We start from the raw sequence: 21,379 nt of genomic DNA, 5'->3' as shown, positions 1-21,379 counted from the left end.
TCCCTTATTTTATTCTAAAAGCATCTAATAGATGTGATTTATATTCAATTTCCGCATCTGAAGGTTTTTGCATATAATCTCCATAAAATTGAGTTAAAATCTTATCATAATTTTTAGGAGCAGGTACCATCATATCTTCAAAAGGCAATTCTATTAATTCTTCATAAGTTCCTGTTTCAAAAACCTCCTTCATTCCGGTTTTATCAAGCCCAATAGCACCCTCATAAATTCCATTTTTATCAACATATTTTTCAACTAATTTTTCAATTTTCTTTGTAAAATATCTCGGATTTACAAATGCCAACAAATACCAGAAGACAACTCTACAAAAATCTTTTATTCTGCTATCTTTATGAATTATATATTTTTTCTTTATGAAGCAAATATGTTTCAAAGTTACCATCAAATGTGCTTTTTTAACAAAATTTAAGTCATTAAATTTATCAATCGGAAATACATCAACAAAAACATTGCTGTCTTTTCTATTTCTCTTTACACTATCTTCCAACAGAGTGTGCTTATCTATAACCACAAAAAAGTTTTGAAAATACCAATCACTGTTGTCCTTGGATAAAATTGTATATCTTTCATTATTTTCTTCAATTACAGCTCTTTGAAATTTTTCATAATCTTCTCTATACATTGCAACATCTATGTCATCATCCCAAGGAATAAAGCCCTTATGTCTTACCGCTCCAAGTAATGTTCCATAACTTACAAAATATTTTATATTATACTTTTTACAAACATAGTCGATGAACTTTAAAATATTTAATTCATAATTTTTTAGCTCATCAACTGTAAGTCTCTCTTTCATCTTAATCTCCTAATCTATATAATAAGCTTTAATTTCATGAGGATATACTCTCTTTTCAACAGGTGGAAATTCCATATAATCTCCATAATATTTTCTCAAAATTTCATCATATTTCTTCGGTGCAAAAAAATGACAATCTTCAAAATCAAGCTCTATTAATTCTTCAAAAGGATTATAGTCAAACATATCAACATATTTCCACTTTGAGCAACCTATAAGCCCTAAATATTTCCCTCTATCTTTAGCATTTGCTTCAACAATTTTCTTGATTTTCTTAGCAAAATATCTAGGTGAAACTGGTTTTAAAACTGTCCAGAAAAATCTCCTAATAAAATCCTTTAATTTACTATCACCATATTGAATATTTTCTTTTTTCGAAAAAGATAGAAGTTTAAAACTTTCTAACTTATATATCTTTTCAATTATACTTAAATCATCGAAGAAATCCATAGGAAAAATATCAATAAAAATTCCTGAATCATAAGTCTTATAATTTCTTCCATCTTCAATTCTAGTCTTTGAATTTACAACTTTAATAAAGTTATTATAATATTTGTCATTTAGTTCCAAAGATAAAATTTTATAAATTCCATCATCTTTTGAAAATAAATCTATAAACTTTTCATAGTCTTTTCTAAACATACAAATATCTATATCGTCATCCCAAGGAATAAATCCTTTATGTCTTACTGCTCCAATCAACGTTCCGTAATTTATAAAATATTTTATATCATTTTTAACACAAAAATCATGAACATATTTCAAAATTTCAAGCTCTATGGATTTTATTTCATCCATAGAAAGATATTTTGTTTCCATTAAGCATTTACTCCTTTTTTCTTCAAGTCTTTTAAAAGTAAAAATCTGTATAATTTAACATTTAATTTTAACATTAATACAGCTATTCTTCTACCTTTTCTGAAATTTTTATTTTTAAAAATTCTCCAAAAGTTTTTCTTGAAAAATCCTAAAACTTCTCTATATTCTTTAATTTCTTTATAATCCTTACTCATTAACATTTTATCAAAAACCATAAAATGGGCATAGGAAAGTCTAAAGAAAGCATATTCCAAAAGAGAAGGAACTTCTTTATTTATATAGTCATAAAAATTAGAATAAATTTCTATGCAATTCATATTTTTTATAGTATACGGCTTTGTTGTAATACTATTTTCTCTGTGAAAATAATAATAATAAGGCTTTGTAGTTATAACATATTTCTTAGCATATTTTACAAGCTCAAATTGATAAAAAGCATCTTCATATATCTTACCTACAGGAAATGAAATCTTACTTGCAATTTCATAAGTGATAAGTTTATTACAAATGGTGCCGGGAATTTTTTCTCCGATAAAATATTCCTTTAAGAATCTGTCCTTTTCACAACAAAAATAGATTTCTTCCTTACACTGTGGAGATTGATTGTCGGAATAAACATTATAAACCCCACAAACGGATACATCAGCATCTTCAGCTTTTATATTTTTATAAAGTTCTTCAACCATTCCCTCTGCAATATAATCGTCGGAATCTATAAATAATACATATTTTCCTGTAGCAAATTGCATTCCATGATTTCTTGCACTGGATAATCCGCCATTTTCTTTAGTGTAAAGTTTTGCTCTATTTTCTTTTTCTACAAATTCTTTACAAATATTTTCGCTATTATCTGTAGCTCCATCATTAACTATAATAATCTCTATATTTTTATATGTTTGATTCGAAATTGACTCCAAACATTTTTTCACATATTTTTCTACATTATATACAGGTACAATAACACTTATCTTGTCCATAATTCTCCTCTATATTAAAACCAAAAATTATAATGTCAATACAAATTATACTATAAATCCTTAAAATTTACAATTTTTCACAAAAAAAATAAAGGAGATGTAAAATCTCCTTAAAAATTTACTTCTCTTTTAACTTTGCAAATAAAATTCTTCTTGCTGAATTATCATTTGGTGTCTTACAAGTTACAAGCATTAAAAGTTTTGTATTTTCATCAATTTTATCAACTTCTTCTTTTGGAATATGTTTAGTTAATTCTTTTTTCATTGCATTTACATCTTCATTTCTCTTTGATGTTAGCTCATACAAAGGCGTATTTGGATCGACTAAATCAACTCCTAAGACTTCATATTCCATTTTTCCTTTTTCCGTATAAAGATAAAATGTTTTATGACTTTCTAAAAATGATTTGTCTTCAAATTTTTGCAATGCATAAAATTTAGTTTTATCCCAAACATTATGTCCAAAAATATAACTAATTCTATCTGAAAAATCAGGTTTATTATACATATCCAAGAACAAAGTACCTGTTACAGGATAAGTTTTTTTATCAAAATCTCTCCAAAGATAGTAATCATTGTCCTTACCTTGAACCAAAGGCTCATCAATATTAGTATCTGGAACTTCCAACCAACCGATTGAATCGGAGTTTAACTTTTTAAGTTCTTCTAAATTTACAACTTTTTTAACAGTTGTATTTTTTTCATTAGCATTAGCTAAATCTTCTTTAAAAACAGATTTTTTTAAACTGGATAAGTTTTGTCCTGCTTTATATGATCCATAATAGTCTTTAATTACATTTCCTGCTGAATAAATAAAAAGTCCCAAACATATTACAAATAATATGTTCCAAAACCATTTTTGCCCCTTACTTTGTTTTTTCTTTTTCTTTACAATTACACCTTTATCTTTCATAATCTTATATCCTTTCATAAGTATAGAAAGCTAATTTTGGATTTTCACTTTCCCCATTAATTTTTTCAGTAACTTTCCAAATCTCTTCATCAATTTTAGGAAAATGACTGTCTGCATCTACTATTTCTTTTTCTTCATATTTTGTAATATACATCTTCGAACAAAAATCAATTAATTGCTTATAAATACTCATTCCTCCACAAACAAAAAACTTTTCATTCGGATTGTTTTTAACAAAATCAATTAAAATTTCTATACTTTTAAATACTGATACCCCATCAAAAGAAAAATCACTCTTTGTCAACACAATATTTTTTCTTTTTGGAAGAGGCTTTATTTTAAAGCCTTCAAAAGTTTTTCTTCCACAAATTATTGAATTTCCACAAGTTTTTTCCTTAAAGAAATTCATATCTTCCTTTAAGAAGTATAATAAATTATTATCTTTCCCTATTGCGTTACTCTTTTCAGTTATTGCAACTATTAAATATAAATTTTCTAATACCATATATTCTTCCTTTTTTATTTTTTTCTTTTTACAATAGTATACCATAATTCCATTATGATAACAAAATTAAAGTAAATTATGGTGAAATAAAATTTTTATTTTAGATTAATCTATTGTAATTCTTATTATATCATATTTCGCCTTAAATTACCTTAAAAAAACTTATCTAAATAAATTTTAGATGAATTTAGAGCAAAGAAGAAACTACAATAACAACCTAAAACTAAATATCACCCAAGCGAAGGAGGTTTCCTAATTACAGGAAATCTTTTTTGTACAAGTCAAAAGGAGGAACTAAATGGCAGAAAATGAGAAAACAGATATTAAAGAAATACAGACAGAAGAACATAAAAGGCCTGATGATATTTTAACAAAGAAGATAAACGGAAAGCCCTTTGTAACAGAGATATATTTTGATAAAAAAAGTAAAGAAACATTTCAAGATAAGCTGTTTAAGGTAATACATTCTAAAAAGAATTAATAAACAATAAATAGGTTGACTACTCCTACAATATGAAAAAACGAAAAAATAATTGACGCCAGATAAAAAGTGATAGAAAAAACAACTAAAAAGTAGTATAATAAAGTAAAGTATAGTTATACTTAAAAACAAAGTAATTGGAGGAATAGAAAAATGGGTTTATTCGGACTGTTTGGAGGAAAAAAAGAAGTTGAACTAGATAAAGCAAGAAGTGATGGAAACAAGTCGTTGATGAGAGAAATCTTTGATAGTAAAGTAGATAATGGCTCAGAATATAAAATAATCTATGCTTATTCAGAAGATATAGGTGGAGCTAATTTTGCGGTACTTCGTACTGTTTCCTATAAGTACAGAAGTTTTATACTTGGCTATAAAAAAAGCGATTTAAGTTTAGTTTTTCTTGAGGTAAGCCCTGATTTAACTCAGGTTGGTGAAGAACTTCTTTATAGACCACAAGATGTAAAGAAAACTAATTTCACCAAGATGGTAGGTTCCTATTATCTACAATACGGAAACTCATTCAAGAAAGAATTTTTCAACTTTTTTGTTCCTAAGACTATTGACGATATAGTAAATCACGATTGGTATGACGAAGAAACATTCACTTACATTGACCAAAGAGAAGAACACAGTGACTGGGTTGAGTTTTGGAGTAAATTTTGCAACTAAAAGGTAAAGTATAATGAGTATGTTACCAAATTATATTTTGACTTTTATATTTTCAGTGTTTCTCATATATAGCTATATCAATATAAAAGTAAAAAAATCTAAAGTTAGTAACAGATGTCTTTATAAAATAGGCATAGTTGTTGCAGTATTGCTACTTGGAATGTCTATTTACGGTATCCTATTTAATATTCCATTAGGACAAGTGCAATTTTTAATAGAAAATAGCTTCAAATAAAAAATAGATATATGAAACAGTAAATCAAATTCAGTTTGCTGTTTTTTCTTTACTCAAAAATAAAAAGAAAGAAAACGAGAAAATGAAAAACATAGAAGAAAAAAATTTAATGGCAGATGAAAAAATTAAGCATCTCTAAAACAAAGAAGATATTGAGAATGAAAAAAGGTAGTAACGACCTCATTTTAGGTCTATGTACTACCTTTCAATTTAATATAAAATATAATTAATTTTGAAAATGAATTATTTTTCCCTTTGGTTCTATTTCTTTTATGTCTATTAGTTTAAGTTTTACAACTTTTCCGCTTTTATAATTATCGATTATTACCTCTCCAACCATTTCATACCATTTTTGTGGCTCAGGATATTTTCCATCTGTAATATACTCAAAACCAATTACGCTGTCATTGTAACAACAACCGGGTCCTTCACGCAAAATTGCATAAATCACTTCTCCTGTATCTTTATCTTCAAATCTACTATTTTGTCCGGATATTCTAACTTTTTTACCAACATATTCATCTTTATTTATATAAATATCATTTACAAGAGCTAAAAAAATTCCGTCAGAAATATTTATTATTCCGTCTTTAGATTCAGCATCTCTTTTTTCGTTCAGTTGTTCTTTTGTAAGTTCATCTTTTTTTTCCGGTTTTACATATTCATCTTTTGAATTGTCTTTATTTTGATGTCTTTCAATTTTATAATCATCAGGATTTTGATTTTTATCTGTTCCTGCATTTTCAGGGTCTTTTTTTACAGCACTTTGTATATCATTTTTATTTTCTTTGTTTTTCACAAATTTAGAATTATTGTTACTATTCTCTTTTGAACAAGAACAAAGTAATAAGCAAGATAAAGCTAAGCTAAATATTTTTTTATTCATGAATAAACCTCCCTACTATACTGGCTAAGATAAATAAAACTAAATTAACCAGCACTACACTTGCACCTGTCGGTGTTGAGTATATATACGATAAAGTTATTCCTATGAATAGTGCTATTGCTGAAATTATAACCGAAGAGATGACAACGACTTTATAGCTTTTGAAAAGCCTCATTGATGTCATCGCAGGGAATATAATCAAGCAAGAGATTAACATACTTCCCATAAATTTCATTCCTATAACTATGGTTACAGAAATCAAAATTGTAACTAAAGTGTTGTATAAATTTACATTTACTCCGCTAGCCTTTGCAAAGTCCTCATCAATAGTAATGGTATATATTTTATTATACAATAAAATATAAGAAATTAAAACTACTATTCCAAGCACGAAACTGATATACATATCACTTTTTTTCATAATAAGTATGCTACCGAATAAGTAATTACAAACGTCAACATTAAGTCCCTTAGTTATTGCAGTAAAAGTTACCCCGATTGAAACGGAAACACAACTCAAAAGAGCAATAGCAGTATCGCTACTTATCTTATATTTTTCGCCGTATTTCAAAAGGATAACTCCGGCTATTATAACTATTGGCATAGAAAATTCTATCGGAGAAATGTCAAATGAAAGTGCTATTGAAAGTGCTGCAAATGAAACGTTTGAAAGCCCAACACCTATCATTGAATATCTTTTTAAAACTAAAGTTATTCCAAGAAGTGCAGAACTTATGGAAATCAAAAGTCCGACGAAAATAGCTTTTACCATAAAGGGATAACTTAACATTTCTGAAATTAAACTAATCAAATTTTATTTCCCCCTTTTCAAAACTTTCCAAAACATTGTCTATGACTTTATTTTCTTTTCCTAAAATCAAAGCCTTGTTAGAATATTTAAAAGCCTCTTCGTCATGACTTATCATAACGACAGTAAGTCCCTCTTTATTCAATTTTTCTAAAACTTCATATAACATTTTTCTAACATTTATATCTAAAGAATTTGTAGGTTCGTCCAAAAAAATAATTTTTTCAGAAACACAAAGGCATCTGCAAAGCAAAACTCTTTGTCTTTGTCCAATAGACAATGCACTTATGCTCTTATCTTTAATTTCCCAAAGATTTAATTTTTTTAAGTTTTCCTTAACTATATCCTTATCTTTTGAACTGTAAAAAAATTTCGAATAGACAGCTCTTGAAGATAAAACAAATTCCCATATTGTTGATGGGAATTCTTTTTTTAATAAAACTTCTTGGGACATATATCCACAAACTTTAAAATTTTTCACGATATTTCCTGAAGAAATATTTTTTAAACCTAAAATTCCTTTCAACAAAGTAGATTTCCCAACTCCATTTTTTCCTAAGATGAGGAAGAAATCTCCCTCATCAACGGAAAAACTAAGATTTTCAATTATCTTATTATTCTTGTAAGAAATTTCTAAATTCTCACAAGTTAAAATTTTTTCTTTCATTAATTAAGTCCTTCTTTTAGTGCCTCAACATTTTGTTTCATAAGGTCAATATAAGTTACACCCTTATCAAATTCATCTTTTGTTACAGTATGAATTGAGTGTAAAAGTTTAACTTTAGCACCTGAGTCCTTTGCAACAGTTTGAGCCATTTCTCCTTTACCCATTTCTATATGGTAAACAACCGGAATTTTATTTTCCTTTACATAATCAACCATTTTCTTTATTTGTCCGGCACTTGCAGTTGATTCAACACTACAACCTGAGAATAATGCACGATATTCTAAACCTAAATCGTTGAACAAATATCTGAATGGAAATCTGTCGGCAATAACAACTTTTTTGATTTTTGCATTAGCAACAACATCTTTCAATTCCTTATTAACTTCTTCTAATTGTTTAATATATTTTTCTGCATTTTCTTTGTAAAAACTTGCATTTGCAGAATCTTTTTCTATAAGACTATTTGTAATAGATTTTACCATTGCAATGGCATTTGTTGGAGAAGTCCAAAAATGTGGGTCCAACTCAACTTCTTCTCCATTACCATGATGATGGTGATGATGTTCACCGTCTTTATGGTCATGTTCGTGATCATGGTCATGGTCATGTTCGTGATCATGGTCATGCTTTTCTTCATCTTCACATTCTGTACAAGTTTCATGTTCTTTATGCTTATGAGAATGTTCTTCTCCTTCGTGATGATGTTCATGTTTCATTCCTTCGACAGTTTCTTCTTCAAGTTGTTGAATACCATCTGTAAGTTTTACAACTTTTTTATCTTTCATATCAACACTCTTTGTCAAAGTTTCAACCCATTTATCATGAGAAGTACCACCATAGATAAAAACATCTGCATTTTCAACAGTTTTTATATCTTGTGGAGTTGGACTGAATGAATGAACATCAACTCCCGGCTTTATCATTAATTGTAAATCAATTTTATCCCCTGCAATAGCTCTTGTTATATCATATTCTGGAAAAATTGTCGTTACAACTTTTAATTTATTTTTAGAATTATCTTCTCCTTTTTTATTTTCAGTTTTTGCACTACAACCGGTTAAAAATACTACCCCGGCTAAAGCTAAACCAAAAAATTTTTTTAAAATATTTTTCATATTATTACCCCCTATTTGAAAAAATTTTGAAATTAGAAAATTTAAAATGTTTCTAACGCCTCTATATTGTAACACAAAAACAAAAAATAATCTATACAAATAAGAATAATTTTTATTTACAAATTTATAAATAAAAAGATCGACTAAAAATCGACCTTTTCTATTAAAATATTATCTTATTGCACAAACAATAGCTAATATGGTAACAATATTAATACAATTTTTAAATTTTAAAAGTTTTTTACAAATAATAACCTTATCTTATATAAATTTATAATTCGATTTATATTGTTACAATTTAATTATGGTAGTTTTAAATAAAATAAAAGATGTATTTTTAACCTTTAAAATATAAAATTTTTGTGATATACTTATTAATAAGTATTTAATACATTTATGGAGGTGTATTGTGAAGAGAAATTTTAATGAGTATAATATTTCTATTTTATCAGATTTTTATGAATATACTATGGCTCAAGGGTATTTCAACGAAAAATTGGACAACAAAATTACATATTTTGATATTTTTTACAGAAGTAATCCTGATAATGCAAGTTATGCAATTTTTTCAGGCTTAGAGCATTTGGTTGAAATTCTTAATTCAATGAAATTTAATGATGAAGATATTGAATATTTTAAATCTTTAAATACTTTTGATGATAAGTTTTTGAATTTTTTGAAGAATTTTAAGTTTGAATGTGATATTTGGTCTGTTCCTGAAGGTAGCGTAATCTTCCCTAAAGAACCGATAATGACTGTTAGAGGCCCTGCCGTTCAAGCTCAATTAATCGAAACTATTGCTTTATTAATCATCAATCACGAAAGTCTAATCGCAACAAAATCAAATAGAATAAAGAGAGCCGCAAAAGGACGAGCTGTTATGGAATTCGGAGCAAGACGTGCTCATGGAATTGACGCTGCAGTTTATGGAGCAAAAGCTTCATACATTGCAGGTCTTTGTGGAACTTCAAATGTTTTAACGGGAAAATTATTTGACATTCCTGTTCTTGGTACTATGGCCCACGCTTGGGTACAAATGTTTGATACCGAACTTGATGCTTTTAAAGCATTTGCAAAGTCTTTTCCTAACAACTGTGTTATACTTGTTGATACATATAACACTTTAAAATCAGGTATTCCAAATGCAATAAAAACTTTTGATGAAGTTTTAAAACCAATGGGAATCAGACCGAAAGGAATTAGACTTGATAGTGGCGACTTGGCTTATCTTTCAAAACAAGCAAGAAAAATGTTAGATGATGCAGGCTATGAAGATGCACAAATAGTCGTTTCAAATTCTCTTGATGAATATACAATTAGAGATTTGTTACATCAAGACGCAAAGATTGATTCATTCGGTATCGGAGAAAGACTTATAACTTCAAAGACTCACCCGGTTTTTGGTGGCGTTTATAAATTAGTTGCAGTTGAAGAAGACGGAAAAATTATTCCTAAGATAAAAGTTTCAGAAAATGTTGATAAGATTACAACACCGGGCTTTAAAAATCTATACAGAATTTACGATAGAAAAACAAATAAAGCTGAGGCTGATTTAATTACATTGTTTGACGAAAAAATTGATGAAACAAAACCTATTTCAATTTTCCACCCAATCTATACTTGGAAAACTACAACTTACGAAGATTATATTTTAAGACCTATGTTAAAACAAATTTTTAATAAAGGAAAATTAATTTACGATTTACCCGATATTGAAGAAGTTAAAAAATATTGTGAAAGTGAAGTTGAAAGCCTTTGGGAAGAATTTAAAAGATTTGACAATCCACATATCTACAAAGTTGACCTTTCTAAAGATTTGTGGGAATTAAAAAATGATTTATTAAAACAAACAATTGAAATGTCAAAGAAAAATTAGAACCTTTTGGTTCTATTTTTTTAGCATAAAAAATTATTGACAATTTTATCAAATTTTGTTACCATACTGTATATTATAATACTAAACACTAATTAGTATAAATTTAGGAGGAGCTACTTTGGATAAAAAAGAAAATGTCTTTATAATCGGTCATAGAAATCCGGATACCGACTCAATCTGTTCTGCAATTTCTTATGCATATTTAAAGAATAAAATAGAAAATTCGAACTACATACCAATGAGAGCCGGAGAAATCAATGAAGAAACAAGTTTTGTATTAAAACATTTTAATTGTAAAGTTCCGGACCTAATCACTGATGTTGGAACGCAAGTCAAGGACTTGGAGATTTCTTCTGTAGATGGAATATCAGAAAATATTTCATTAAAAAAAGCATGGAATATTATGGAAGATAAGTTCAAAGCAACTCTTGTTGTTACAGATAAAGATAACAAATTGGACGGAATAATTACACTTGAGGACATTGCAACTTCATATATGAATATTTACGAATCAAATACACTTGCTACTGCAAGAACACCTTATGAAAATGTAATCGAAACAATCAACGGAACTTTGATAACCGGCGATGTAAATCAAATTATAGAAAAAGGAAAAGTTTTTATTGCAACTGCAAACCCTGACCTTATGGAAGAATATATAGAAAAATATGATGTTGTAATAACAGGAAATAGATATGAATCACAACTTTGTGCCATTGAAATGGGTGCATCTTGTATAATCATCTGCGAGGGTGCAAAAGTTTCAAAAACTATCACAAATCTTGCAAAAGATAGAAATTGTTTGATTATAACAACAAATTTTGACACTTTTACTGTTGCACGTTTGATTCATCAAAGTATTCCTGTTAGTTTTTTTAAGCAAAAAAAGAATTTAATAACTTTTAAACTAGACGACTTTACAAACAACATAAAAGACATAATTACTAAAAACAGACGCCGAGATTTCCCTATTTTAAAAGATGACGGAACATATATCGGTATGATTTCAAGAAGAAATTTAATCTCCCCAAAAAGAAAAAAGGTTATAATTGTGGACCATAACGAGGTTTCTCAAGCGGTTAAAAATATCGAAGAGGCTGAAATTTTAGAAATTATTGACCACCATAGAATTGGAACCTTAGAAACAGTGGCGCCAGCTTATTTCAGAAATCAACCCGTTGGTTGTACTTCAACTATAATCTACCAAATGTTTGTAGAAAACAATGTAGAAATTCCAAGAGAAATAGCAGGTTTAATGTGTTCGGCAATAATTTCCGATACACTTCTTTTCCGTTCTCCAACTTGTACAGCACTTGATGAGCAAACGGCTAAAAAACTTGCAGAAATTTCTAAAATAAATCTTGAAGAATATGCTTTTAATATGTTTAGAGCTGGTAGCGACCTTACTCAAAAAAGTGCTGAAGAAATTTCAAAACAAGACTTTAAGAAATTTACGATTCAAGATGTGTCATTTGGAGTTGGACAAATAAATTCAATGAACTATGATGAAGAAAAAGTTATTTCTGAAAAATTAAGTGAATATCTTCAAAAATTTAGAAAAGAACAAAATTTAGATATGATATTCTTTATGATTACAAATATTTTAGATAAAAATACAAGATTAATCTACTTCGGAAAAGATAGCAAGGAATTAGTTGAAAAATCATTTAATGTAGAGGCAGGAGAAAGCTCTTGCATATTAAAAAATGTAGTTTCAAGAAAAAAACAATTAATTCCTCAATTTGCAATAACATTACAAGGAGAATAATATTACGACATAAAAACAGCGACTGTGAAAGTCGCTATTTTTTTACATTTTTTTATAATCTTTTTAATAATCTTTTAAATAGTTTCACATCTATTAGATAAGAAATTACTGTTGATATTGAAATTATAACAACATTTGCTAGAACTATATAAGGTAATTCGTAATTCCATTGGGAAAGTTTAACTGTTAAAAATATTATTAAGGCATATAGTCCATAATTTATTAAGATTGAAACAAATACATTTATTCCACCAGCGCCACCATTTAACGCCTCTTTTGGTGTTTTCCAATCAAAATATGGATTTATCAATCCTAAAATCATATTCAAACTTCCACTTGTGAATAATGTTAAAGCCATTCCAAGTAAAACTGCTATATAGCAAAGAGGATTAAAAACATAAATCAACATAGAAAGCACCACAATAACAAAAACTGTTACAAAATGTAATGCTTGACAAGCAAATATTCTTGGAAGTATATGTGTATTAACATTTATCGGTGCACTTGCCAATATCCAAAAAGATTTTCCCTCTCTTGAAACAGAGCTTGTCGTAAGTGAAGAAAGTCCACAGAAAAGTCCAAATATAGCACCAACTCCAAATGCAGCAGAAACCATATATCCAATAGATACATTAGCTAAAAATAGATTCAAAGCCATATTTATTTGGTCTTTCTCTGAAATTCCATAAAATACTCCAATACAAGCTCCAACAACTAACATTATATCTATTATAACTATTTGCATAAAATATGTTGGTGTTGTTATTATTTCGTAAAATTCTTTTTTGAATAATACTATAAATTTATATTGTCTTCCTTGTGAAACTCCTTGTTTCTTTCTCTTTTCGATAACTGCTTTACTTTCTTTTGCAACCACATTTACACTTCTTAAAATTTCAAGATAGTTTCTTTGTGCAAAAAATTTCAAAACAAACGAAAGTGCCAAACAGATAACTAAACCAATTCCTAAGTTTGTAATTGACGTAACTATATCATTTGAAAGAATTATTTTTTTTATCCACATTACAAAGAAGAACACTTTAGATAATTTACCTTCAAAATTTTTAAGCATTTCTGTAACTGTAAGTCCCAAAGATGGATTTGATACAGTTTGTGTAAATACCATATAAGCCCCAAATAAACCAAGTGCAAATACTCCATAGATTAATTTCAAAAATCTATTGAATATTTTACTTGTCCTTACCAATTTACCAAAAATAATTATTATAACACCTGTAAAAAGAATCGCTTGTAGATTAAGTAAAAACAATCCTAAGAATGTAAAGATATAAAACTCAATACTCTTACCAAGTGTATAACCTGTTATACCAAATGCAATTATAAAAATCAAAAAGAATGATATGAAAAATGTAATTGCTAAAGAGTATATTCTTGATAAAAATATATCGCTACCCGAAACTGGTAAAGACAATAATATTTCAGTTTCATTATTCTTTTCAATAAAAACAAATGCCGTTGCCAAAGACAAAAATACAGTTACAACAAATATTCCAACAGAAAAAGTTGTTAAGTATGCACTACCTACATCTGTCTTTAAATATCCGGCAAAAAATTTACCAAGTTGAGGAGCTCCCCAAACAAATAAGCCAAATATAAATAATACAGACATTATTCCTTGAAAACCAGCTGACTTTTTACCTTTAAGTTTCAAATTTTGCTTTATAGATAAAATTGCAAAAAAATCTATGGAAACAAAATATTTAATTAAAGTCCATAATTTAGATTTATTCATTATCTGTCAACTCCAAGAAGATTTTTTCTAAATCTTCATTTGAATTTTCTTCAGTCTTTAATTCAGATAATTTACCACAAAATGCAATTTTTCCTTTATTTATTATGACTAACTTATCACAAATTTTTTCTGCAACTTCCATAACATGAGTTGAAAAAATTACAGTATTTCCACTATCAGCAAATTCTCTCAAAATAGTTTTTAAGTTGAAAGAAGTTTTTACATCAAGACCAACCATAGGCTCATCAAGAATTAAAACCTTAGGAGAAGTGATTAACGCACCAATTAAAACCAATTTTTGACGCATACCATGTGAATAACTTTCTATCGTACTGTAAATAGCATCTCCAAGTTCTAGCTTTTTATTGTACTCTTCAATTTTTTCTTTTCTAGCCTTTTCATCTATACCATAAATATCAGCAATAAAATTCAAATATTTTATCCCTGTCATTTTTGTATAAATATCCGGATTGTCAGGAACATAACTAATCATTTCCTTAACTTTTATAGAATTTTCAAGAGTATCAACTCCGTTAACTGTAATTTTACCTTCAGTTTGTTCTAAAATTCCAACTAACATTTTTAAACTTGTACTCTTTCCTGCCCCATTTGGACCTAGAAATCCAAAAATTTCTCCCTCGTCAATCTTGAAACTAACATTATCAACAGCCTTAACACCTTTAGAAAAAACTTTTGATACATTTTTGAATTCAATCATTTAAAATCCCTCCTTTTTCAACATGAACAATTTTTTATTTGCGTTAATTGTTTAAAACTAAATCAAGAAAAAAATCGTTCAAATATATTTTACATAATTACAAATAAAAAAGCAACTATTAATCAAATAGTTGTTTAAATTTTTTTCGTTTTACTGTAATCCTTTAATAAATTTTAAGTCGTTTGAATTCTTTTTAAATATTCCCCTGTAAGGTTGTTCAAAGTAAATATATTCTTTTTCTGTATATTTTTTAGTTTTATAAATATATAATTTTGACGGATTATCTTTAGAAACTTTGTGATAAAATTCAACTTTAAAATACATATCCACATTTATAGGCTCATCTTGAATGGATTGTTCTTTAGTTTTTGTTGCTCCTGAAATTTCATCTACAAAATTTTTTATTTCTTCTTGATTTTCGATTTTCAAAATTTCTTTTTCATCTATTTTGTTCGTAACTCTTACAACTTTAATATAATCTAAATCAGGCGGTTTTGGAAGTACAATCTTATCTCTTCTACAAGCTGAAAGTAAAGTCAAACAAAATAGAAGAACTAAATATTTTTTAAAATTTTTCATAAAAATCTCCTAAAACTTATTTCTTTCTTGGATTTCCTGTTTTGTAATCTATTTCTATATTTGGTTGAACATTAAAACAATATACATTAAATTTAACTGCTTTTCCATTATCTTCAATAGAAATTGCCTCCATTTGTACACCTCTTGCAACGAGTTCATTTCCCACGAAAATTGGAGTTACTCTGTATCTGACATGATGATTTTTTTCTTTCACATAGTCTGCAACCATATTTTCAAAAGGCAACATTCCTTTCGTATTCAAGTATCTTGTTCCGGTTATAAGATTTCTTTTGTTTGCATTTTCTCCTGCAAGTTGAAAACCAATCAAATGGCAACGGTTATACAAACTGCCACCGTCAATTCCATTGTATTTTATAGATTTCCAACCACTAGGCTTAACTGAAGAAATATTTTCTCTTTTTGAAGTTGGCATCAAATCTTTGCCAATGATAGAATCAGCAACTCCACATCTTTTTAAGCTGTCAAGCTCTGAATATTTTTCAAAAGACTTTGTAACAAGTTCACTTTTTTCAAAATTCGGCTCGTTGTTATTTATAACTACATACGGCTTTCCTTTATATTCAGGTAAATTATTTATATCAAGCCCAACTATATTAGTTACTTTGGTTTCCTTAATTTCTTTTTTTATGTAATTACGATAGACAAATGTTCCTAATATTATAACAACAAAAATGGCTATTCTAAATAATAAATTTTTGTCTTTTCTACTCATTATTGTTCTCCCTTTTAAATATCTTTCTAGTTATCTTTTCGTGGCTTTTTCCTTCAAACTCAAAACTTTCCTTTTCTTTCCAATTTGGCTTTAAAAATTCTTCAAAAGTTTCATCAAAAGGATAATCTCTATTCCAAAAATAACAAATTATCTCATCAACAAAAGGTAAAAATCTTTCTAATTCTTCTCCTTCATACAAAAAAACAGAATCTTCTAAAATTTCAGTTTTTTCAGAAATAATTTCAAAGTTAAATTCAAAGTCTTGATATAAGTCAAAACTATTTTCTGTTAAGAAAAGTTTTGAATTTCCAATCAATTCAAAAAGATTTTTTCTTTGCAATTCATCTTGACTTTGTCTTTTACCAAAAAAACTAATTCCATTATTCTTATCCAAACAAACAACTAATTTCATTTACTTTTCTTTTCACTCCTCAAATTTTTGAAAAAATCTTGTAAAATATCCAAACATTCCTTTTCCAAAACTCCTGTTTCAACTATCGACCTGTGATTAAGTTCCTGTCTATCCAATACATTTTCAATTGAGCCACAAAAGCCACGCTTAATATCCATTGCCCCGATGACAACTCTCTTTATCCGGCTATTTACAATCGCACCGGCACACATACAACAAGGCTCAAGAGTTACAAAAAGCTCCGTATCTTCAAGTCTGAAATCTCCTAGTTTTTGTCCAGCTTTGTTAATCGCAACAATCTCTGCGTGATAAACTCCACTTTTTTTACTTAAAACCCTATTACGCCCTCTTGCAATTACTTTATCATCTTTTACAATGACACAACCGACCGGTACTTCTCCATTATCATAAGCCTTCTTTGCCTCTTTTAAAGCAAGGCTCATAAAATATTTATCTCTATTCATAAAACTTATCCAAATCAAAAATCACAAAATTATTAAGGTTTTTTAAATTTTCAAAAATTGGATTACCCGCTTTTTTTAATACTGCAAAAATACGATTTTTTTCAAAAAGAGAAAGCAATTTTTTTGAATATTCTCTTAAGTGTAATTCCTTATTTCCAATTTCATCAAAAATTAAAATATCATTATCTTTAAAATCTTCCATAAACTCAAAACTTTTTTTCAAAAAAACATCATCAAAAAATTCCATTTCGTTTTTTCTTTCTCCGATTACAAATCTTTCATCAGTTCCATATCTAAAAAGCTCAATTCTAAATAAATCAGTTATAACAAGTTCGGTCATAATTCCATCAATTTTTGAATCCTTGTAATATTTTTCTATAAAGGCTTTTAAAAGTGTAGTTTTCCCAACTTTTATATTTCCTGTAATAAAAATATGATTTTTTCCATTATCTACTTTTCTTAAACTTTCAACTAAAAAATCTAAATCTTTAAAATTCGTCATACAAAATCTCCATTAAGTAAAGACCATTAGGACTTAAAGTAACTCCCGCCTTTGTTCTGTCCTCACTTTTTAAAATATTTTTAAGTTCATTTTCACAAATCATACCTCTTCCGATATCTACAAGAGTTCCAACCATTATTCTAACTTGATTTCTGATAAAACTTTGACCCTTAATCAAAAAAATTACATCATTATTTTCTTTGTAGATTTCAAAAGACTTAATCTCCCTAACAGGATTGGTATTGTCCGTTCTAGGCCCCATAAAAGATTTAAAACTCTTTCTTCCGATAAAATTTTCCTTTGCTCTTTGCATTTTTTCAATATCTAATGGATAAGGAAAATTCGCCTTGTAATTATAATAAATCGGGTCCATAACTTCGTCTAAATTTAAAATGTATTTATAAGTTTTCATCTTTGCATCAAATCTTGCATGAAAATCTTTTGAAACCTCTTTAGAATCCAAAACTCTAACACCCATAGGCAAAAAGTGATTCAAAGCAGTTTTAAAATTTAAAACTCCAACACTACTTTCAGTATGAAAATTTATAATATGCCTTAAAGAATGAACACCCCTGTCCGTTCTTCCGGCAGAAATAATATTTATATCTTCTCCGGTAATTTTTTTCAAAGCCTTTTCAATCTCTCCTTGAACAGTTACAACATCATCTTGCTTTTGAAAACCAAAAAACAAACTACCATCATAACTTAAAGTGAGCATAATATTTCTCATAGTTCTCTCCATTCATTTAAAATTCGTAATGATTCCAAAAACTTACAATAATTACAGCTTTACTTTCTTCTTCAACTTTGTAAACCAGTCTATGTTGTCTATTTATTCTTCTGGAATACATTCCTTTGTAGTTTCCAACAAATTTTTCATAAGTCGGCGGGGTTTGAAATGGATTTTTTGAAATCAATTTTAAAAGATTATCCACATTTTTCTTTAAGTTTGGCAAAGATTTTATTAACTCAACATCTTTCTTTACCTTTTTACTTATAAGTATCCTATATTCCATAACTATTCCCAAGAAAATTCTTCACAATCTTCCGCTTTCAAATCTATCGCATAATCTAATTTTTCTTTACTTTCAGGATTAGAAATTAAATATAAAGTTTCAATCAAACCTCTATACTCTTCTTCATTTATTAAAATCGCATTTCCATTTTTTGTACTTATATTTAAAATATCATTATACTCAACAGCACTTTCAACATAAGAAAATAAATTTTTTCTAAAATTTGTTATAGTTGTATTAATCATAAAACCATCTCCTTATGTACATTATACTGCACATATATATTATTGTCAACATTAAAAATATTTGATTTTTCATAACAGTTATGATAAAATAAATTCATAAGGAGGCAGATATGAAAGAAAATTATCAACTATTGTTGGACAATATAATAAAAGAAAACGAAAAAAAAGAATATGCTCCAACACTTCTACTACATTCCTGTTGTGGACCTTGTAGTAGCTATTGCCTTGAATATTTGTCTAACTATTTTAGAATTACAATTTTTTACTACAATCCGAATATTTATCCAAAGGAAGAATATTTTTTCAGAGTTGAAGAACAAAGAAAACTTATCGAAAAAATAAAAGGAAAATATCCAATAAATATGGTCGTTGGAAAATATGATGTAGATAGATTTTACAGAACAGTTAAGGGAATGGAAAAGATGAGAGAAGGCTCAATCCGTTGCCATAATTGTTATGAATTAAGACTTAGAGAGGCAGGAATTTTAGCAAAATCAGAAAATTTTGACTACTTCACGACAACACTTACTATAAGTCCACATAAAAATTCACAAATTTTAAACGAAATCGGACAAAAAGTTGCTGAAGAAATCGGAGTAAAGCACCTTCCATCTGATTTTAAAAAAAGAAATGGATATAAAAGAAGTGTAGAACTTTCATTAATGTTTGGAATGTATCGACAAGATTATTGTGGTTGCATCTTTTCAAAAATGGAAAGAGAAGAATTTAAAAAATTAAAAGAAAGCTCATAAGCTTTCTTTAGTATGTTCTCGTAGTTAAATGGATATAACAGTCCCCTCCTAAGGGACCGTTGAGGGTTCGATTCCCCCCGGGAACGCCAAAAATCAAGTACATTTTAAAATGTACTTTTTGTTTACCTTTATTATAATTTAGGAGAAAAAATGAAAAAATTTTTTAATTTTATTTTTAGTAGGATTTTCTTTATAACTTGTATGTTTTTAATACAACTAACTCTTTTAATTATATTTTTACTATATTTTAATAAATATTTTATTTATTTGTATGGTTTAAATTTAATTGTTGGTATGATTTTTACATTTATAATCATAAATGATAATATAAATCCTGCTTTTAAGATAACTTGGATATTAATTTCTATCGCTCTGCCTTTCTTAGGCGGTATGATATATCTAACTTTTGGGGAAAAACGTCTTTTGAAATCAGTTAAAAAAAGACTTTTTAACTTTTCTATAAAGTTCAAAGACTCAATGGATTTAACAAAAGATTATGATATAGAAAACTTAAATGACTCTGATATGAATGTATATAGACAAGCAAAATATGTAAATACGGCTACCGGTAGTCCGGTATTCTTTAATACTAAGACAAAATATTTTTCATCGGGGGAAAAAAGTTTTGAAGAATATTTGAATGACTTAAAGAGTGCAAAAAAATTTGTTTTTATGGAATACTTTATAATTTCTGAAGGTTTTTTCTTAGATTCTATTTTAAAAATTTTAAAAGAAAAAGCTGAAAAAGGATTAGATGTAAAAATAATTTTAGATGATGTTGGAAGTATTTTTACTCTATCCAACAAAAAAATAGAAGAAATGAAAAGCTACGGAATAAAAATTGTAGAATTTAATCAAATACATGGAATTATTTTGCCAAAACACAATAACCGAACACATAGAAAAATGACTATAATAGATGGAAAAATAGCTTATACCGGTGGAATAAATATAGCTGATGAATATATAAATGTAATCGAAAAATACGGTTACTGGAAAGATTCTGTATTAAAGCTTGAAGGACATGCCGTTGCCTCTTTTATAAATATGTTCATATCTCTCTGGGATTACTCGACAGGAGAAAATACAGATTTAAATAATTTGTATGATAAAAAAGATATTGAAAAAAATTCAAATATAAAAGAAGAACTTGGAGTTGTAATTCCATTTTCAGAAACCCCAATCGAAGAGTCCACAAGTGAAAATATGTACTTAAATATGATTAGACGTGCAAATAGATATATTTACATTACAACGCCTTATCTAATCATAACTTGGGAAATGGAAAACGCACTAATAAGCGCAGCAAAAACCGGAGTTGACGTTAGAATAATAACTCCACATATTCCAGATAAAAAATATGTACATCTACTAACACGTTCTTTTTACAAAAGACTTATTGACAATGGAGTAAAAATTTATGAGTTTGAAAAAGGATTTATTCACGCAAAAAACTTTGTTTGCGATGATGAATTTGTAGTAATAGGTAGCATAAACTTAGATTACAGAAGTCTATACCTACACTTTGAATGTGCCGTTTGGACATTCGGAACTCCAATAATAAAAGATGTAAAAAGAGATTTTGAAAGAACCCCATATTGTAAAATTAAGTTAGCCAGTAAGAATAGAAAAAAACATCTCAAAGAGGTATAATAGTAATTGACAAAAA

Annotated in this window: 25 protein-coding genes and 1 tRNA gene; 7 read left to right on the top strand and 19 right to left on the bottom strand. The window is 27.8% G+C overall.

Annotated features, from left to right (window positions below; translation table 11 throughout):
- Positions 1 to 4 precede the first annotated feature (4 nt).
- The 5 genes from IBJ83_RS00710 to IBJ83_RS00690 form a co-directional block, all read right to left on the bottom strand.
- Positions 5 to 817 (bottom strand): LicD family protein, encoded by an 813-nt coding sequence (locus IBJ83_RS00710; RefSeq protein WP_201274954.1) that lies wholly within the window; start codon positions 815 to 817, stop codon positions 5 to 7.
- A gap of 9 nt (positions 818 to 826) precedes the next feature.
- A complete protein-coding gene (locus IBJ83_RS00705) occupies positions 827 to 1,636 on the bottom strand; it encodes a LicD family protein (RefSeq protein WP_201274953.1) in 810 nt (269 codons plus the stop codon).
- Positions 1,636 to 2,613: a glycosyltransferase family 2 protein gene (locus IBJ83_RS00700; RefSeq protein ID WP_201274952.1), complete on the bottom strand. Its 978-nt coding sequence runs from the start codon at positions 2,611 to 2,613 to the stop codon at positions 1,636 to 1,638. The genes IBJ83_RS00705 and IBJ83_RS00700 overlap by 1 nt, the downstream gene beginning before the upstream one ends.
- 118 nt (positions 2,614 to 2,731) lie before the next feature.
- Complete coding sequence (gene srtB / locus IBJ83_RS00695) at positions 2,732 to 3,526, bottom strand: class B sortase (RefSeq protein WP_201274951.1); 795 nt, start codon at positions 3,524 to 3,526, stop codon at positions 2,732 to 2,734.
- Positions 3,527 to 3,530: 4 nt separating this feature from the next.
- Entirely contained in the window at positions 3,531 to 4,031 is a 501-nt protein-coding gene (locus IBJ83_RS00690; RefSeq protein ID WP_201274950.1) for a dihydrofolate reductase, read from the bottom strand.
- 298 nt (positions 4,032 to 4,329) lie between these two features.
- On the opposite strand from IBJ83_RS00690, the gene IBJ83_RS00685 reads away from it, so the two are divergent.
- A complete protein-coding gene (locus tag IBJ83_RS00685; RefSeq protein ID WP_201274949.1) occupies positions 4,330 to 4,512 on the top strand; it encodes a hypothetical protein in 183 nt (60 codons plus the stop codon).
- Positions 4,513 to 4,665: 153 nt separating this feature from the next.
- Positions 4,666 to 5,181, top strand: a complete 516-nt coding sequence (locus IBJ83_RS00680) for a hypothetical protein (protein WP_201274948.1) — start codon at positions 4,666 to 4,668, stop codon at positions 5,179 to 5,181.
- Between the two features lie 461 nt (positions 5,182 to 5,642).
- Here IBJ83_RS00680 and IBJ83_RS00675 read toward each other — a convergent pair whose 3' ends face one another.
- From IBJ83_RS00675 to IBJ83_RS00660, 4 genes are read right to left on the bottom strand one after another with little or no spacing between them, the layout of a single operon-like run.
- Positions 5,643 to 6,302, bottom strand: coding sequence for a TIGR03943 family putative permease subunit (locus IBJ83_RS00675; protein WP_201274947.1), 660 nt, complete (start codon positions 6,300 to 6,302; stop codon positions 5,643 to 5,645).
- On the bottom strand, positions 6,295 to 7,113 hold the full coding sequence (locus tag IBJ83_RS00670) for a metal ABC transporter permease (RefSeq protein ID WP_201274946.1): 819 nt from the start codon (positions 7,111 to 7,113) through the stop codon (positions 6,295 to 6,297). Before IBJ83_RS00670 ends, IBJ83_RS00675 begins: the two co-directional genes overlap by 8 nt.
- On the bottom strand, positions 7,106 to 7,777 hold the full coding sequence (locus IBJ83_RS00665) for a metal ABC transporter ATP-binding protein (RefSeq protein WP_082713893.1): 672 nt from the start codon (positions 7,775 to 7,777) through the stop codon (positions 7,106 to 7,108). The genes IBJ83_RS00670 and IBJ83_RS00665 overlap by 8 nt, the downstream gene beginning before the upstream one ends.
- Entirely contained in the window at positions 7,777 to 8,892 is a 1,116-nt protein-coding gene (locus IBJ83_RS00660; RefSeq protein WP_201274945.1) for a metal ABC transporter substrate-binding protein, read from the bottom strand. The genes IBJ83_RS00665 and IBJ83_RS00660 overlap by 1 nt, the downstream gene beginning before the upstream one ends.
- Before the next feature lie 469 nt (positions 8,893 to 9,361).
- Between IBJ83_RS00660 and IBJ83_RS00655 the strand changes: the two genes are divergently transcribed.
- Together IBJ83_RS00655 and IBJ83_RS00650 are read left to right on the top strand one after the other, a co-directional pair.
- Positions 9,362 to 10,768, top strand: a complete 1,407-nt coding sequence (locus IBJ83_RS00655; protein WP_231698829.1) for a nicotinate phosphoribosyltransferase — start codon at positions 9,362 to 9,364, stop codon at positions 10,766 to 10,768.
- A gap of 118 nt (positions 10,769 to 10,886) precedes the next feature.
- Positions 10,887 to 12,536 carry a putative manganese-dependent inorganic diphosphatase gene (locus tag IBJ83_RS00650; RefSeq protein ID WP_201274943.1) on the top strand — a complete coding sequence of 550 codons (1,650 nt, stop codon included), beginning with the start codon at positions 10,887 to 10,889 and terminating at the stop codon, positions 12,534 to 12,536.
- A gap of 52 nt (positions 12,537 to 12,588) precedes the next feature.
- Here the strand turns inward: IBJ83_RS00650 and IBJ83_RS08355 are convergent, their stop codons facing one another.
- The 10 genes from IBJ83_RS08355 to IBJ83_RS00595 all read right to left on the bottom strand — a co-directional run bounded on the left by IBJ83_RS08355 (position 12,589) and on the right by IBJ83_RS00595 (position 18,958).
- Positions 12,589 to 14,289 (bottom strand): hypothetical protein, encoded by a 1,701-nt coding sequence (locus tag IBJ83_RS08355; RefSeq protein ID WP_231698819.1) that lies wholly within the window; start codon positions 14,287 to 14,289, stop codon positions 12,589 to 12,591.
- Complete coding sequence (locus IBJ83_RS00635; protein ID WP_201274941.1) at positions 14,282 to 15,007, bottom strand: ABC transporter ATP-binding protein; 726 nt, start codon at positions 15,005 to 15,007, stop codon at positions 14,282 to 14,284. The genes IBJ83_RS08355 and IBJ83_RS00635 overlap by 8 nt, the downstream gene beginning before the upstream one ends.
- Positions 15,008 to 15,157: 150 nt before the next feature.
- A complete protein-coding gene (locus IBJ83_RS00630; protein WP_201274940.1) occupies positions 15,158 to 15,586 on the bottom strand; it encodes a DUF5301 domain-containing protein in 429 nt (142 codons plus the stop codon).
- A gap of 16 nt (positions 15,587 to 15,602) precedes the next feature.
- On the bottom strand, positions 15,603 to 16,319 hold the full coding sequence (locus tag IBJ83_RS00625) for a DNA/RNA non-specific endonuclease (protein WP_201274939.1): 717 nt from the start codon (positions 16,317 to 16,319) through the stop codon (positions 15,603 to 15,605).
- The gene (locus tag IBJ83_RS00620; protein WP_201274938.1) at positions 16,312 to 16,731 is read right to left on the bottom strand and encodes a hypothetical protein; all 420 of its coding nucleotides are present in this window, start codon (positions 16,729 to 16,731) and stop codon (positions 16,312 to 16,314) included. The genes IBJ83_RS00625 and IBJ83_RS00620 overlap by 8 nt, the downstream gene beginning before the upstream one ends.
- A complete protein-coding gene (tadA, locus tag IBJ83_RS00615; RefSeq protein ID WP_201274937.1) occupies positions 16,728 to 17,195 on the bottom strand; it encodes a tRNA adenosine(34) deaminase TadA in 468 nt (155 codons plus the stop codon). Before tadA ends, IBJ83_RS00620 begins: the two co-directional genes overlap by 4 nt.
- Positions 17,188 to 17,697 carry a nucleoside-triphosphatase gene (locus IBJ83_RS00610; protein WP_201274936.1) on the bottom strand — a complete coding sequence of 170 codons (510 nt, stop codon included), beginning with the start codon at positions 17,695 to 17,697 and terminating at the stop codon, positions 17,188 to 17,190. The genes tadA and IBJ83_RS00610 overlap by 8 nt, the downstream gene beginning before the upstream one ends.
- Positions 17,684 to 18,427, bottom strand: a complete 744-nt coding sequence (truA, locus tag IBJ83_RS00605; RefSeq protein WP_201274935.1) for a tRNA pseudouridine(38-40) synthase TruA — start codon at positions 18,425 to 18,427, stop codon at positions 17,684 to 17,686. The genes IBJ83_RS00610 and truA overlap by 14 nt, the downstream gene beginning before the upstream one ends.
- Before the next feature lie 16 nt (positions 18,428 to 18,443).
- Positions 18,444 to 18,713, bottom strand: coding sequence for a Txe/YoeB family addiction module toxin (locus tag IBJ83_RS00600; protein WP_201274934.1), 270 nt, complete (start codon positions 18,711 to 18,713; stop codon positions 18,444 to 18,446).
- A 2-nt stretch (positions 18,714 to 18,715) separates the two neighbouring features.
- Positions 18,716 to 18,958, bottom strand: a complete 243-nt coding sequence (locus IBJ83_RS00595; RefSeq protein WP_201274933.1) for a type II toxin-antitoxin system Phd/YefM family antitoxin — start codon at positions 18,956 to 18,958, stop codon at positions 18,716 to 18,718.
- 110 nt (positions 18,959 to 19,068) lie between these two features.
- Here IBJ83_RS00595 and IBJ83_RS00590 point away from each other — a divergent pair, with 110 nt between their 5' ends.
- The 3 genes from IBJ83_RS00590 (at position 19,069) to cls (ending at position 21,363) form a co-directional block, all read left to right on the top strand.
- On the top strand, positions 19,069 to 19,710 hold the full coding sequence (locus tag IBJ83_RS00590) for an epoxyqueuosine reductase QueH (RefSeq protein WP_201274932.1): 642 nt from the start codon (positions 19,069 to 19,071) through the stop codon (positions 19,708 to 19,710).
- A gap of 14 nt (positions 19,711 to 19,724) precedes the next feature.
- Positions 19,725 to 19,799, top strand: a tRNA-Arg gene (locus IBJ83_RS00585).
- A 61-nt stretch (positions 19,800 to 19,860) separates the two neighbouring features.
- Positions 19,861 to 21,363 (top strand): cardiolipin synthase, encoded by a 1,503-nt coding sequence (gene cls / locus IBJ83_RS00580; protein ID WP_231698818.1) that lies wholly within the window; start codon positions 19,861 to 19,863, stop codon positions 21,361 to 21,363.
- Positions 21,364 to 21,379 lie beyond the last annotated feature (16 nt).

Origin of the sequence: Parvimonas parva, assembly GCF_016552165.1 — a bacterium.
Taxonomy (GTDB): Bacteria; Bacillota; Clostridia; order Tissierellales; family Peptoniphilaceae; genus Parvimonas; species Parvimonas parva.
Note: the sequence above shows the minus strand (reverse complement) of the source record. Positions and strands in the feature narration are given on the sequence as shown.